This is a genomic window from Kitasatospora sp. CM 4170 (assembly GCF_032110285.1).
GTDB lineage: Bacteria > Actinomycetota > Actinomycetes > Streptomycetales > Streptomycetaceae > Kitasatospora > Kitasatospora aburaviensis.
In genome coordinates this window covers 5876543-5891929 of the sequence record NZ_CP134877.1, presented here as the reverse complement: position 1 = coordinate 5891929, position 15387 = coordinate 5876543, and the positions used below count along the sequence as shown (strand labels likewise).

Genomic DNA, 15387 nt, shown 5'->3' with positions numbered 1-15387 from the left:
CCCGGCATGGACCCGGCGTGAAGGCGGGTGCGCCCGGGGCGGCGCGCTACCGGGGGTGGCACCGGTTCTACGGCCTGTCGAGCACGCTGCCCGCCACCCACCGGTCCCAGGGCAGGTTCCAGCCGTTGAGCCCGTTCTGCGGCGGGACGACCTCCCCCGCGGAGGCCTTCACCTCCAGCACGTCCCCCGCGATGGTGTGCTCGAACAGCCAGCCCGCCGGGGTGTCCTGGCCCGTCCCGCCCTTGGAGTCGGCCAGGCCGATGCAGCCGTGGCTGGTGTTGGCGGTGCCGAACACCTCCGGGTCGGCCCAGTAGTTGCCGTGGATGAACGTGCCGGAGGCGGTCAGCCGCATCGCGTGCGGGACGTCCTTGATGTCGTACTCGTCACCCAGGCCGACGGTCTGCGAGTTCATCCTGGTCACCTTGTGCTTCTCGGAGACCACCAGGACGCCCCGGTAGGTGGTGTGGTTCGGGTCACCCCCGGAGACCTTGAGCGTGCGCACCACCTTGCCGCCCTCGCCGGCCCGGACGGTCAGGGTGTGGGCGTCCAGGTCCACGGTGGAGACCTGTGCCCGGCCGACGGTGAAGCGGACCTCCTTGGCCTGGGTGCCGAACTCGCCCGGTGCGCCCTGCACGCCCTTCAGCCGCAGCGCGACCACGACCCTGGTACCGGGCGCCCAGTACTTCTGCGGACGGAAGTCCAGCCGGTCGTTGCCGAACCAGTGCCCGGCCACCTCCACCGGCGGGTCGGCGGTCACCGCGATCGCCCGCTCGACCGCCGCGCGGTTGGCGATCGGGCGGCTGAAGCGCAGCGAGACGGGCATGCCGACGCCGACCGTGGAGCCGTCGTCCGGGGTGAAGAAGGCGACGAAGGTGCGGGCGCGGGGGACCGTCGAGAACGCGCTGTGCCGCACCGCCCTGCGGCCCCGGTCGTCCTCGGCCTCCGCGTCCAGGGTGAGGGCGGACCCGAGCGGGAGCAGACCGTCCGGCATCCAGGTCGAGCCGTCCTCGGAGATCGTCCCGGCCACCTCGGCGCCCCTGGCGTCCGCCAGCCGGACCGAGACCAGCCGGCCCCCGGCGGCGGTGACCCGGACCGGTCCCTCGGGCGGGACGTCCCGGGCACCGTCGGCCGGCAGCGCGGTGACGGCCGCCCGGGAGGCCGGCGGCGGCTCCGTGCGGCCCGGAGCGGGCGCGCCACCGCCCCGGGGTTCGCCGCCCCCGGCGGTACAGCCGGTCAGCACCGCCAGGCACCAGGCCAGCGCCCCCGCACGCCGTGCCCAAACCCGTCCTCGGGGCCGCATTCCGGGGCCTCCCGCCGTTTCCGTCCGATACCCCGGACAACGAGGACGATCCCGGCAGGACACGCCGCGGGGCCCGGCCCCGCGGCCCCCGGTGGTACGGGACGCCCCGCGCCCGCGCCGCCCGCGCCCTCCGGGTCACTCCTCCTCGGGGCCATCCGCCGGTAAGCCTCCGTTCAGCGGGCTTCCGGTCAGCGGGATCAGGGAAGGAGAAGGTGAACGGGGTCCGGGACACCCCGATGCAGGGAGGGCACGGCCATGGCGTCAGGGCAGGAGCTGGAAGCCGGGGTGCGGTCGCACGGCGGGCCCGCCGCCGAGCCGCCGTGGCCCGGCAGCTGGCAACCGCTCGGCGCAAGGTTCCGGACCGACGCCCGCGGGCGGCAGGGCACCAACTTCGCGCTCTGGGCGGCCGGCGCCGAGGCCGTCGACCTCTGCCTGTTCGACGAGGACGGCGGGGAGACCAGGCACCGGCTCACCGAACAGGACTTCCAGACCTGGCACGGCTTCCTGCCCGGCGTGCTGCCCGGCACCCGGTACGGCTTCCGCGTCCACGGCCGCTGGGACCCGTGGACCGGCGCCCGCTGGAACCCGGCCAAACTGCTGCTCGACCCCTACGCCCGCGCCGTCGACGGCTGCTACACCGCGCACGACGCGGTCTGCGCCGCCGTCCGCAACTGGCCCGAGGCCGGCGTCGCCGACACCGTCCGGGACAACCGCGACTCGGCCCGGTACGTGCCCAGATCGGTGGTGGTCCACGACGACGACGACTGGTACGACGACCAGCGCCCCAAGACCCCGTGGGCCGAGACCGTCCTGTACGAGCTGCACGTGCGCGGCTTCACCATGCGCCACCCCGGCGTCCCGCCCGAGCTGCGCGGCACCTACGCGGGCCTCGCCCATCCGGCCGCCGTCGAGCACCTCACCGGACTCGGCGTCACCGCCGTCGAGCTGCTGCCGGTCCACCAGTACGCCAGCGAGGACCACCTGCAGTCCCGCGGGCTGGCGAACTACTGGGGCTACAACACCGTCGGCTACTTCGCCCCGCACGCCGGCTACTCGGCCTCGGGCAGCCGCGGCGGCCAGGTCGGCGAGTTCAAGCGGATGGTCCGCGCGCTGCACGCCGCGGGGATCGAGGTGGTCCTCGACGTGGTCTACAACCACACCGCCGAGGCCGGCGAACTCGGCCCCAGCCTCTCGCTGCGCGGCATCGACAACGCGGGCTACTACCGGCTGCCGCTCAACCGCCCGCGCGGCTACGCCGACTACACCGGCTGCGGCAACACCCTGGACACCCGCCGCCCGCAGGTCGTCCGGCTGATCACCGACTCGCTGCGGTACTGGGTCACCGAGATGGGCGTGGACGGCTTCCGCTTCGACCTCGCGGCCGCGCTCGCCCGCGGCAGCGACGCCGTCGACATGGACCACCCCTTCCTCGCCGCCGTGTCGCAGGACCCGGTGCTCAGCCGGGTCAAGCTGATCGCCGAGCCGTGGGACGTCGGTGCGGGCGGCTACCGGGTGGGCGGCTTCCCGCCGCTGTGGGCCGAGTGGAACGACAAGTACCGCGACACCGTCCGGGACTTCTGGCGCGGCGCCCGCCCGGACGTGCGCGAGCTCGGCTACCGGCTCTCCGGCTCCTCCGACCTCTACCAGCGCGGCGGCCGCCGCCCGTACGCCTCGGTCAACTTCGTCACCGCGCACGACGGCTTCACCCTGCGCGACCTGGTCTCCTACGACCGCAAGCACAACGAGGCCAACGGCGAGGCCAACCGGGACGGCACCGACGACAACCGCTCCTGGAACCACGGCGCCGAGGGCGAGACCGCCGACCCGGCCGTCAACGCCCTGCGGCTGCGCCAGCTGCGCAACCTGATGGCCACCCTGCTGCTCTCCACCGGCGTCCCGATGATCACCGCGGGGGACGAGTTCGGCCGCACCCAGGGCGGCAACAACAACGCCTACTGCCAGGACAACGAGGTCAGCTGGCTGGACTGGTCGCTGCTGGCGGACCGCCGCTGGGCCGGGCTGCGCGACCTCACCGCCCTGCTGGTCCGGCTCCGCCGCGCCCACCCGGTGCTGCGGCAGCGGGCCTTCTTCTCCGGCCGGGCCGCCACCCCCGGCGGCCAGCCCGACCTGGCCTGGTTCACCCCGCGCGGCAAGGAGATGACCGAGGCCGACTGGTTCGCCCCGACCGCCTGTCTGGGCATGCTGCTCTCCGGCTCCGCGATGTCGGAGCGCGACCAGTACGGCCGCCCGCTGCGCGACGACAGCTTCCTGCTGCTGCTGAACGCCGGCCCCGGCCCGGTCGCGTTCACCCTCCCGGGCGAACCCTGGGCCGCGCCGGACGCCGCGTACCGAACGATTCTGGACACCGCGGCCGAGGAGACCGGCAACGGCAGCCACGCGCACCGGCCGCAGGACGCCGTCACCCTGCTCGGGCGCTCCTTGCGACTGCTGCGCACCCCCGCGCCGGAGTGAGCCGGCCGGCACCTCCGCGCAGGTGGCCGGTTCTCGTCGACAGGTCCGAAAAACCGGATGAGAAATGACGCGGTCACGACCTACCCTCGCGGCGATGCCCGAGAACCGAACCCCCACACCCGCGCCCGCCCGCCGGTCGACGGTCCGCTCGCTGCTCCGGCTGTGGCCCTACGCCCGGCCGATCCGCCTGCGGCTGGCCGTCTCGGTCGGGGCCGCCCTGCTCGCGTCGTTCGCCCTGCTGCTCGTCCCGATGGTGCTCGGCCGGATCGTCGACGGGCCCATCGCCGACCACGACCTCGGCGCGCTCCCCCCGCTGATCGCGCTGTTGCTGGTGCTCGGACTGCTGGAGGCGGGCCTCTTCTACGCCCGGCGGGTCATCCTGGCCCGGCCGCTGGCCGGGGTGGAGACCGCGATGCGCGGGGACCTCTTCGCCCGGCTCCAGCGCCTGCCGATCGCCTTCCACGACCGCTGGGGCTCCGGCCAGCTGCTCTCCCGGGCCACCGCCGACATGTACACCATGCGGCTGTTCCTGACCTTCCCGCTGGTCTTCCTGATCGTGAACTCGCTGACCTTCCTGGCCGGCACCGCGCTGATGTTCACCCAGGACTGGCGGCTCGCGCTGATCGCGCTGCTGCCCGCCGCCCCGCTGATGCTGCTGACCCGGCGGTTCGAGGTCGGCTACTCCGGCGCCGCCCGCCGCGCCCAGGACCAGAACGGCGACCTCGCCACCGTGATCGAGGAGTCCGTCCTCGGCATCCGCATCCTCAAGGCCTTCGGCCGCCACCGTGCGATGGCCGAGCGCTTCCGCGGGCAGACCCACGCGCTGCGCCGCACCGAGCTGCGCAAGGCCGGCCTGCTCGCCAACCTCTGGGCGGTCATCGTCGGCCTGCCCGAGCTGGCGCTCGGCTGCGCGCTGGCGGCCGGCTGCTACCTGGTCGCGCACGACGAGCTGAGCACCGGCACGCTGGTCGCCTTCCTCTCCACCGCGCTGGCGCTGCGCTGGCCGGTCGAGTCGCTGGGCTGGCTGCTCGCCTACGCCAACGAGGCGGCCACCGCGACCGACCGGTTCTTCGAGGTCCTGGACGAGCCGCTGCCCGGGGAAACCACCGGGGCCACCGGAACGGCGGGTACCGCCGGGACCACCGGGGCCGCGGCGGCCGCCCCCACCCCCGGACCGGACGCCGGAGCGCGCGACGGCATCCGCCTCACCGGCGTCCGCTTCCGCTACCCGGACGCCCCGCCGGACGGGCCCGACCTGCTCCGCGGCATCGACCTGCACATCCGCAGCGGCGAGACGATGGCCCTGGTCGGCGCCACCGGCAGCGGCAAGACCACGCTCACCGCCCTGCTCCCCCGCCTCTACGAGGCCACCGCCGGCGCCATCACCCTGGACGGCCGGGACGTCCGCGAGGTCTCCCGGGAGCGGCTGCGCGAGCTCGTCTCGGTGGCCTTCGAGGAGCCCACCCTGTTCTCGGCCACCGTCCGGGAGAACGTGCTGATGGGCGCGCCCGGCGCCGGCCCCGAGCGGCTGACCGCGGCACTCGCCACCGCCCAGGCCGGCTTCGTCGAGAAGCTGCCCGAGGGGGTGGAGACCGAGGTCGGCGAGCAGGGGCTCAGCCTCTCCGGTGGCCAGCGCCAGCGGCTCGCGCTGGCCCGCGCGGTGGTCGGCGACCCGGAGTTCCTCGTCCTGGACGACCCGCTCTCGGCGCTGGACGTGCACACCGAGGCGCTGGTCGAACAGGCGCTGCGGCAGGTCCTCGGCTCCACCACCGCCCTGGTGGTGGCCCACCGGCCGAGCACCGTGCTGCTCGCCGACCGGGTCGCGGTGCTCGCGGACGGCCGGATCGAGGCCGTCGGCACCCACCAGGAGTTGCTGCACAGCTCGGCGCGCTACCGCGAACTGATGTCGGGCGAGGCCGCCCTCGTACCGGAGGCCGCCCTCGTACCGGAGGGGAGTCCCACCCGATGACCACCACCGTCGAACCCGACCGGAGGACCGCGAAGGACGTGCGGGACGGCGCGGGCGCCGAGCCCGTACCGGCGGAGGAGCTCCCGCCGCCGCCCGCCGACGAGGAGGACATCCCCGTCCCACCGGGCGCGCCCCGGGCGCTGCTGCGCGCGCTGCTCGGCCCGCACCGGGCCCGGATCGCCGTCGCGACGGCGGTGATCCTGCTCCAGCAGGCCGCGCTGCAGTCCGGCCCGCTGCTGGTGGCGATCGCGATGGACCGCGGCATCCCGGCGCTGCGCGAGCACGACGCCGGCCCGCTGATCGCGGTGATCTCCGCGTACCTCTCCTTCGCCCTGCTGAGCACCGTCCTGCAGTGGGCGTTCATCAAGATCAGCGCCCGGATCAACCAGGACATCCTGCTGGAGCTGCGCGGCCGGATCTTCCGGCACGCCCAACGGCTCAGCCTGGACTTCCACGAGCGGTACACCTCCGGGCGGATCATCTCCCGCGCCACCAGCGACGTGGACGCGCTGCGCGAGCTGCTCTCCGAGGGCCTCCAGGAGCTGCTGACCGTCTTCCTCTCGGTCTGCTACATCTCGGTCCTGCTGCTGGTGATGGACTGGCGGCTCGGCCTGGTCTCGCTGGCCTCCTTCGTGCCGCTGTTCCTGATCGCCCGTTCGTTCCGGAGCCGCTCGCGCCGGGTCTACCGCCGCTCGCGCACCTCGGCCGCCTCGCTGATCGTCCGGTTCACCGAGACCATGAACGGCATCCGCCCGGTGCAGGCGTTCCGCCGCGAGCAGGCCAACGACGCCGCGTTCGACGTGGTCAACCGGCAGTCGGCCACCGCCACCGCGGACGGCCTGCTGGAGATCGCCCGGTACGTCGGCCTCTCCCGCACCACCGCCAACGTCTGGATCACCGGGGTGGTGCTGCTCGGCGCCTTCCTGGTCACCGACGGCACCGTGGAGCTGGGCGTGCTCACCGGCTTCGTCCTCTACCTGCGCCGGCTCTTCGACCCGATCGACCACCTGGCGATGTTCCTGAACAGCTACCAGTCGGCCGCCGCCGCCCTGGAGAAGATCGCCGGCCTGCTCGCCCACGAGCCGACCGTGGTCGAGCCGGCAGAGCCCGCGGAGCTGCCGGAGCCGCGCGGCGCGGCGGGCGAGCGGGTGGTCGGCCGGGAGGTGCGCTTCGAGAAGGCCCGTTTCGGCTACCGCACCGGCAAGGAGGTGCTGCCCGCCTTCGACCTGGTGCTACCGGCCGGCCGGACGGTGGCCGTGGTCGGCGCCACCGGCGCGGGCAAGTCGACCGTCGCCAAGCTGCTGGCCCGCTTCTACGACCCGACCGGCGGCCGGATCACCCTGGACGGGGTGGACCTGCGCGACCTCGCCACCGCCGACCTGCGGCGCGGGGTGGTGATGGTGACCCAGGAGTCCTTCCTGTTCTCCGGAACCGTCGCCGAGAACATCGCGATCGGCCGCCCCGGCGCCACCCGCGAGGAGGTCGAGCAGGCCGCCCGGGACATCGGCGCGTACGAGTTCATCGCCGCCCTGCCGGACGGCTTCGACACCGACGTGCGCAAGCGCGGCGGGCGGATCTCGGCCGGCCAGCGCCAGCTGGTCGCCTTCGCCCGCGCGCTGCTGGCCGACCCGGCGGTGCTGATCCTGGACGAGGCGACCAGCTCCCTCGACGTGCCGGGCGAGCAGGCCGTCCAGCGGGCGATGCGCACGGTGCTGGCCGGGCGGACGGCGGTGATCATCGCCCACCGGCTCTCCACGGTCGAGATCGCCGACCGCGTCCTGGTGATGGACCAGGGGCGGATCGTCGAGGACGGCACCCCGGAGGAGCTGATCGGCGGCGCCGGCCGGTTCGCCGAGCTGCACCGGGCCTGGCGGGACAGCCTGGTCTGAGCCGCGCCCCTGCGGACGGGGCAGGACGGGGCGGGGGCCGCGGATCACCGCGGCCCCCGCCCCCGTTCTCAGCGCAGCAGCCCCGCGTCCATCCCGGTCGACTCGGCGGGCAGCGCGACCAGGCCCAGCTCGGCCGGCGAGGCCAACCGCGGGTGCGCGGGCAGCACCCGGACGGTGTACCCGAACGGGCCGGTCCGGGAGAGCTCCAGCGAGCCCTCGTAGCGGGTGCGGCCGTCGAGGTCCGGCCCGCCGACCGGCTTCAGCGCGAGCACCCGGGCGTCCGAGATGCCGTCCGACTCGTCGACCCGCCCGGAGACCACCTGCACCTCGACGTCCCCGGGCTCCAGCGTGCCGAGCGCGACCTGCACCCGCAGCGCCAGCGAGCTGCCCAGCTCCTGCGCCTCGTCGGGGCACTCCGCCTCGACGTGCTCGACCCGGACGGCCGGCCAGGCCTCCCGGACCCGCGCCTTCCAGTCGGCCAGCTCCCGCGCGCCGGCGTGGTCGGCGGCGGCCAGCTCCCGCTGGGCGAGGGCGGCCGGGGTGTACAGCCGGTCGACGTACTCGCGGACCATCCGCCCGGCCAGCACCTTGGGCCCGAGGGTGACCAGGGTGTGCCGGACCATCGCGATCCAGCGGTGCGGCAGCCCGTCGGCGCCCCGGTCGTAGAAGCGGGCGGCCACCTGGTGCTCGATCAGGTCGTACAGCGCGGCGGCCTCGATGTCGTCCCGCCGCTCGGCCTCGCCGCTGTCCGGGTCGAGGACGCCGCCGGCCTCGTCGGCGGTGGGGATCGCCCAGCCGTTCTGGCCGTCGTACCACTCGTCCCACCAGCCGTCCAGGACGGACAGGTTGAGGCAGCCGTTCAGCGCCGCCTTCATCCCGGAGGTGCCGCAGGCCTCCAGCGGGCGCAGCGGGTTGTTCAGCCAGACGTCGCAGCCGGGGTAGAGGTGCCGGGCCATCGCCATGTCGTAGTCCGGCAGGAAGACGATCCGGTGGCGGACCGCCGGGTCGTCGGCGAAGGCCACCATCTGCTGGATCAGCCGCTTGCCGCCGTCGTCGGCCGGGTGGGCCTTCCCGGCGACCACGATCTGCACCGGCCGGGTGGGGTGCAGCAGCAGCGCCCGCAGCCGGTCCTGGTCGCGCAGCATCAGGGTGAGCCGCTTGTAGGAGGGCACCCGGCGGGCGAAGCCGATGGTCAGCACGTCGGGGTCGAGCGCGGAGGCGACCCAGCCGAGCTCGGCCTCGCCGGCACCGCGCTGGCGCCAGGAGGCGCGCAGCCGGCTGCGGGCCTCGTCGACCAGCTGGGAGCGCAGGGTCCGGCGCAGCTCCCAGACGTCGGTGTTGGCGATCTTCTCCAGCCCGGTCCAGCGCTGGGCGTCGCCGGTGGTCATGGCGGACTCGGCGCGCTCGGCACCGATCTCGGCGGCGCCGAGCCGGACCACCGCCGGGTCGATCCAGGTGGCGGCGTGCACGCCGTTGGTGACCGAGGTGATCGGCACCTCGGCGGGGTCGAAGCCCGGCCAGAGGCCGTTGAACATCGACCGGCTGACCTCGCCGTGCAGGGTGGAGACGCCGTTGGCGCGCTGGGCGAGCCGCAGGCCCATGGCGGCCATGTTGAACAGCTTCGGGTCCCCGCCGCGCCAGGACTCGGCGCCGAGCGCGAGCACCTGGTCGACCGGGACGCCCGGCAGCGCGGCGTCGCCGCCGAAGTGGCGGGCGACCAGGTCGCGGTCGAACCGGTCGATGCCGGCCGGTACGGGGGTGTGGGTGGTGAACAGGGTGCCGGCCCGGACGGCCTCCAGGGCGGCGGCGAAGTCGAGGCCGGGTCCGGCCGCGCCGTCGGCGATCAGCTCGCGGATCCGCTCGACGCCGAGGAAGCCGGCGTGCCCCTCGTTGGTGTGGAACACCTCGGGGGCGGGGTGGCCGGTGAGCCGGCAGTAGGAGCGGACCGCGCGGACGCCGCCGATGCCGAGCAGCATCTCCTGGAGCAGCCGGTGCTCGCTGCCGCCGCCGTAGAGGCGGTCGGTGACGTCGCGCTCGGCGGGCGAGTTGGCCTCGATGTCGGAGTCGAGCAGCAACAGCGGGACGCGGCCGACCTGGGCCTTCCAGACGTGCGCCGCGAGGGTCCGGCCGCCGGGCAGGGCGAGGTCGACCCGGCAGGGGGCGCCGTCGGTCTCCCGGAGCAGGGTGACGGCCAGTTCGTCCGGATCGAGCAGGGGGTAGCGCTCCTGCTGCCAGCCGTCCCGGTCGAGGGACTGGCGGAAGTAGCCGTGCCGGTAGAAGAGCCCCACGCCGATGATCGGGACGCCGAGGTCGCTGGCGGCCTTGAGGTGGTCGCCGGCCAGGATGCCGAGGCCGCCGGAGTACTGGGGCAGGGCGGCGGCGATGCCGTACTCGGGCGAGAAGTAGGCGACGGCGGCGGGCTGCGCGGCGCCGGCCGCCTGCTCTGCGGCCTGGTACCAGCGCGGGCCGGCCAGGTACTCCCGCAGGTCGTCGGCGAGGTCGCCGAGTCTGCGCAGGAACCGCCGGTCGGCGGCCAGCGCGGCGAGCCGGGCGGCCGGGACCTCCCCGAGCAGGCGCACCGGGTCCTCACCCGTCGCGGCCCAGACCTCCGGGTCCACGGACCGGAAGAGGTCCCTGGTCTCGGGGTGCCACGACCAGCGCAGATTGAGGGCCAGCTCGTGCAGCGGCTGGAGTTGTTCGGGCAGGACGGTGCGGACGGTGAATCTGCGGATTGCCTTCACGGCGTGAAGCGTAGCCGCGGCCACCGCCGTGATGGTGCGTCAAGTGGGCTATTGCGCCTCCGTTCGGCCTATTGATGAGATCGCATTCGGCGCATTGGACTGCACGGGGGGCGCGCGAGGCGCACATTCCGGCGGTTCGCGCTACCAATGCATGAACACCGTGGAACAGATCCATTTCCGCCGGGCCCATCCGCCCGGGGAAGGGCCGAAACTACTGTCGTACCGCTGCGAAAGTCGTGTCCCCGATGCGACTATGAACCAAGGTCGTTGATGCTGTGGGGAGTGCGGCGACGGGTGGCGCCCCCCTTGAAGCAGCACGTCCGAATCCTTTTCGCGTTGATCGTTCCTCATCCTCCTTAGCCCATTCGGCGCTCACCGCGCACCGGTGCGTGTCCTCGTCCTCGGCCTGCTCGTTCACGGGTGGGTTGGGTCGCCCAGGGGCGTGCCCCGAGAGGCGTGCGCCGGGACGCGCGCGGGCTCTCGGGCTCCCCGTCACGGGCTTGGCGGGAGCGGGGCAGGTTGCCGGGGACGGCGGCGCGGGCAGGCTTCCGGTCGCACGGCCTCCCCCACCCAGCAGTCCTCCCGGTACTCCCCCCGGCCCGTGCGGCCCGCGGGAGCTGCCGCCGATCTCGGGCAGGAGTTTGGCATGCACGGCGACACGCGGGACCAGTCCACACCGGTGGCCGACACCCTCGACACAGCGGTCGCGGAATCCGCCGGACGGATGGATTCTGACACTCGGACAGACGCGCCGATGCCGGGACCCCGGGGCGCCGGGGCTATCCGTACGGAGCAGCAGGCAGAGCCGGCCCGACAACCCGGGGCCGAGGAGAGCCGACCCGCGGCACCGCGCAAGCGCACCACCACCCGGCGCAGCGCCACCGCCGCCACGTCCACCGCCGAGACCACCGCCGGAGCCGGCACCGCCACCGCGAAGGCCGCCGGCGCGCCCCGCAAGGCCCCCGCCCGGGCCGCGGCCGCTCGGACCTCCCCCGCCCGCAAGACCGCCGCCCGCAAGACGACAGAGAGCGACACCGTGATCGGCCGCATCCCCGTCCTGGACGTCAACCCCCTGGTGGACGCCGGCCGCCGCCCGGCCAAGGCCGTGGTCGGCGAGACCTTCCTGGTCACCGCCACCGTGTTCCGCGAGGGCCACGACGCGGTGAACGCCAACGTGGTCCTGCGCGACCCGCGCGGCCGCAGCGGCCCCTGGACGCCGATGCGCGAAATCGCCGAGGGCACCGACCGCTGGGGTGCCCACGTCACGCCGACCACGCCCGGCCGCTGGTCCTACCTGGTGGAGGCGTGGAGCGACCCGGTCGCCACCTGGCGCCGGACCGCCGCCGTGAAGCTGCCCGCCGGGATCGACACCGCGCTGGTGCTGGAGGAGGGCGCGCTGCTGCTGGAGCGGGCCGCGGGCGGGGTGCCGAAGAAGGAGGGCCGGGCCCACGTGCTGTCCGCGGTGGACGCGCTGCGCGACGGCGGCATGCCGCCGCTCTCCCGGCTGGCCGCCGCGCTCGCCCCCGAGGTGCTGGACCTGCTGGCCCGCTACCCGCTGCGCGAACTGGTGAGCGCCTCCCGCCCGCTGCCACTGCAGGTGGACCGCGAGCGGGCGCTGTTCGGGTCCTGGTACGAGTTCTTCCCGCGTTCGGAGGGCGCGGTGGTGGATCCGGCGGGCGTCGAACCGCCGCGCTCGGGCACCCTGCGCAGCGCCGCCGAGCGGCTGCCGGCGGTCGCCGCGATGGGCTTCGACGTGGTCTACCTGCCGCCGGTCCACCCGATCGGCCGGGCCTTCCGCAAGGGCCCGGACAACACCCTGACGGCCGGTCCGCACGACGTCGGCTCCCCGTGGGCGATCGGCTCGCCGGAGGGCGGGCACGACGCCGTCCACCCGGACCTCGGCACCATCGGGGACTTCGACCACTTCGTCGCCGAGGCCGCGGCGCTGCACCTGGAGGTGGCGCTGGACTTCGCGCTGCAGTGCTCGCCGGACCACCCGTGGGTGAACAAGCACCCGGAATGGTTCAGCCACCGCGCCGACGGCACCATCGCCTACGCGGAGAACCCGCCCAAGAAGTACCAGGACATCTATCCGATCAACTTCGACCAGGACATGGACGGAATCGTCAAGGAGACGATTCGAATCCTCCGGTTCTGGATGTCCCACGGAGTGCGGATCTTCCGGGTCGACAACCCGCACACCAAGCCCGTGGTGTTCTGGGAACGCGTGCTCGGCGACATCGCCCGCACCGACCCGGATGTCGTGTTCCTGGCGGAGGCCTTCACCCGGCCCGCGATGATGCACACCCTCGGGAAGATCGGATTCCACCAGTCGTACACGTACTTCACCTGGCGCAACACCAAGCAGGAACTCACCGACTACCTCACCGAGCTCTCCGGTGACGCGGCCGCCTACATGCGGCCCAACTTCTTCACCAACACGCCGGACATCCTGCACGCGTACCTCCAGACCGGCGGCCGGGCGGCGTTCGCGATCCGCGCCGTCCTGGCCGCCACCCTCTCCCCCAGCTACGGCGTCTACGCCGGCTACGAGCTGTACGAGAACGACCCGGCCCACCCCGGCTCCGAGGAGTACCTGCACTCGGAGAAGTACGAGCTCCGTCCGCGCGACTGGGGCCGCACCGACACCCTGGCCCCGCTGCTCACCGTGCTGAACCGGCTGCGCCGCCGCCACCCCGCCCTCCAGCAGCTGCGCGGCCTGCGGTTCCACCCCACCGACAACGACCAGGTGCTCGCCTACTCCAAGACCGCGACCACCCCGGACGGCCTCACCGACCACGTCATCACCGTGGTCAACCTGGACCCGCACCACGCCCAGGAGGCCACCGTCACCCTCGACGGGGACGGGCCCTTCGTGGTGCACGACGAGCTCACCGGCGCCGCCTACGGCTGGGGCCGGCACAACTACGTCCGGCTCGATCCCTCAGCCGAGCCGGCTCACCTCCTCACGGTTCGGAGGAACCCAGCGTGACAGTGAACGAGCCCGTCCCCGACACCTTCCCCGAGACCTCGAAGAAGAACCTGGACCCCGAGTGGTTCAAGCGTGCGGTCTTCTACGAGGTGCTGGTGCGGTCCTTCCAGGACAGCAACGGCGACGGGGTCGGGGACCTCAAGGGGCTCACGTCCAAGCTCGACTACCTGCAGTGGCTCGGGGTCGACTGCCTCTGGCTGCCGCCGTTCTTCGCCTCGCCGCTGCGCGACGGCGGGTACGACGTCGCCGACTACAAGTCGGTCCTGCCGGAGTTCGGCGACCTCGCCGACTTCATGGAGTTCGTGGACGCCGCGCACGCCCGCGGCATGCGCGTGGTCATCGACTTCGTCATGAACCACACCAGCGACCAGCACCCGTGGTTCCAGGCCTCCCGGGAGGACCCGGACGGCCCGTACGGCGACTTCTACATGTGGGCCGACGACGACAAGCAGTACCCGGACGCCCGGATCATCTTCGTCGACACCGAGACCTCCAACTGGACCTACGACCCGGTGCGCAAGCAGTACTTCTGGCACCGCTTCTTCTCCCACCAACCGGACCTCAACTACGACAACCCCCGGGTCCAGGACGAGATGATCGCCGCGCTCCGGTTCTGGCTCGACCTGGGCATCGACGGCTTCCGGCTGGACGCCGTGCCGTACCTGTTCGCCCGCGAGGGCACCAACTGCGAGAACCTTCCGGAGACCCACGAGTTTCTCCAGCGGGTCCGCAAGGAGATCGACGCCGACTACCCGGACACCGTGCTGCTGGCCGAGGCCAACCAGTGGCCGGAGGACGTCGTCGACTACTTCGGCGACTTCGCCTCCGGCGGCGACGAGTGCCACATGGCGTTCCACTTCCCGGTGATGCCGCGCATCTTCATGGCGGTCCGCCGGGAGTCCCGCTACCCCGTTTCGGAGATCCTGGCCAAGACCCCGCGCATCCCGCACGGCTGCCAGTGGGGCATCTTCCTGCGCAACCACGACGAGCTGACCCTGGAGATGGTCACCGACGAGGAGCGCGACTACATGTACGCGGAGTACGCCAAGGACCCGCGGATGCGCGCCAACGTGGGCATCCGCCGCCGGCTCGCTCCGCTGCTGGAGAACGACCGCAACCAGATCGAGCTGTTCACCGCCCTGCTGCTCTCCCTGCCCGGCTCGCCGGTGCTGTACTACGGGGACGAGATCGGCATGGGCGACAACATCTGGCTGGGCGACCGGGACGGCGTGCGCACGCCGATGCAGTGGACCCCGGACCGCAACGCGGGTTTCTCCTCCGCCGACCCGGGCAGGCTCAGTCTGCCGCCCATCATGGATCCGGTGTACGGCTACCAGGTGACCAACGTCGAGGCGCAGCAAAGCAGTTCGAGTTCACTGCTGCACTGGACGCGTCGCATGATCGAGATCCGCAAGCTCAACCCGGCGTTCGGTCTCGGGACGTACACCGAGCTGCCCTCCAGCAACCCCGCGGTGCTGGCCTTCGTGCGCGAGCACGAGGGGGACCTGGTCATGTGCGTGAACAACTTCTCGCGGTTCGCGCAGCCGACCGAACTGGACCTGCGGCAGTACGGCGGGCGGTACCCGGTGGAGCTGATCGGCGGGGTGCGCTTCCCCTCGATCGGCGAGTGGCCGTACCTGCTCACCCTCGCCGGCCACGGCTTCTACTGGTTCCAGCTCCGCCGGCCCCCGCGGCTGAGCGGGACCAGGCGATCGAAGTAACGATCCGCCGGCGGTCGCACCACTGCACCATCGCGAGCAGCACCGTGAGCACCACCGCGAGCCGCATCGCGAGCAGCACCGCGAGCACCACCTGACCCTCCGGGGGCGCGAGTTGAAATCCCCGCGCCCCCGGAGTTCTCTGCACCACCGCGTACGGAGAACAGCCCAACGGCCACCCACACGAAGGCGTGACACCCGAGCCCCCCGCTCGCGTGCCGCCGCCGCCGCGCCGCCGAAATCCGGAAGACTGACGGACCCGGCCAGGTCCGTCGGGCAGTCCGCCCGCTTCCGGGGAAAGGGAGT

At 73.2% G+C, this 15387-nt stretch carries 7 protein-coding genes; 5 read left to right on the top strand and 2 right to left on the bottom strand.

All coding sequences use genetic code 11. From position 1 onward, the window contains the following. Positions 1 to 67: 67 nt before the first annotated feature. Complete coding sequence (locus RMN57_RS25195; RefSeq protein ID WP_313765594.1) at positions 68 to 1300, bottom strand: Ig-like domain-containing protein; 1233 nt, start codon at positions 1298 to 1300, stop codon at positions 68 to 70. Positions 1301 to 1555: 255 nt separating this feature from the next. On the opposite strand from RMN57_RS25195, the gene glgX reads away from it, so the two are divergent. The 3 genes from glgX (at position 1556) to RMN57_RS25180 (ending at position 7630) form a co-directional block, all read left to right on the top strand. Further along, positions 1556 to 3772: a glycogen debranching protein GlgX gene (glgX, locus tag RMN57_RS25190; RefSeq protein ID WP_313765593.1), complete on the top strand. Its 2217-nt coding sequence runs from the start codon at positions 1556 to 1558 to the stop codon at positions 3770 to 3772. A 94-nt stretch (positions 3773 to 3866) separates the two neighbouring features. Then, entirely contained in the window at positions 3867 to 5741 is a 1875-nt protein-coding gene (locus RMN57_RS25185; protein ID WP_313765592.1) for an ABC transporter ATP-binding protein, read from the top strand. Beyond that, a complete protein-coding gene (locus RMN57_RS25180; RefSeq protein WP_313765591.1) occupies positions 5738 to 7630 on the top strand; it encodes an ABC transporter ATP-binding protein in 1893 nt (630 codons plus the stop codon). The genes RMN57_RS25185 and RMN57_RS25180 overlap by 4 nt, the downstream gene beginning before the upstream one ends. 68 nt (positions 7631 to 7698) lie before the next feature. Here RMN57_RS25180 and glgP read toward each other — a convergent pair whose 3' ends face one another. Continuing rightward, positions 7699 to 10371, bottom strand: coding sequence for an alpha-glucan family phosphorylase (gene glgP / locus RMN57_RS25175; protein WP_313765590.1), 2673 nt, complete (start codon positions 10369 to 10371; stop codon positions 7699 to 7701). A 1036-nt stretch (positions 10372 to 11407) separates the two neighbouring features. Between glgP and RMN57_RS25170 the strand changes: the two genes are divergently transcribed. Together RMN57_RS25170 and treS are read left to right on the top strand one after the other, a co-directional pair. Beyond that, on the top strand, positions 11408 to 13363 hold the full coding sequence (locus RMN57_RS25170) for an alpha-1,4-glucan--maltose-1-phosphate maltosyltransferase (RefSeq protein WP_313767958.1): 1956 nt from the start codon (positions 11408 to 11410) through the stop codon (positions 13361 to 13363). Further along, a complete protein-coding gene (gene treS, locus RMN57_RS25165; protein ID WP_313765589.1) occupies positions 13360 to 15084 on the top strand; it encodes a maltose alpha-D-glucosyltransferase in 1725 nt (574 codons plus the stop codon). The genes RMN57_RS25170 and treS overlap by 4 nt, the downstream gene beginning before the upstream one ends. Positions 15085 to 15387 lie beyond the last annotated feature (303 nt).

What these genes read in the sequence shown, in the direction of transcription:
- RMN57_RS25195 (WP_313765594.1), bottom strand. Translation starts at nt 1,300, where the DNA reads ATGCGGCCCCGAGGACGGGTTTGGGCACGGCGTGCGGGGGCGCTGGCC.
- glgX (WP_313765593.1), top strand. Translation starts at nt 1,556, where the DNA reads ATGGCGTCAGGGCAGGAGCTGGAAGCCGGGGTGCGGTCGCACGGCGGG.
- RMN57_RS25185 (WP_313765592.1), top strand. Translation starts at nt 3,867, where the DNA reads ATGCCCGAGAACCGAACCCCCACACCCGCGCCCGCCCGCCGGTCGACG.
- RMN57_RS25180 (WP_313765591.1), top strand. Translation starts at nt 5,738, where the DNA reads ATGACCACCACCGTCGAACCCGACCGGAGGACCGCGAAGGACGTGCGG.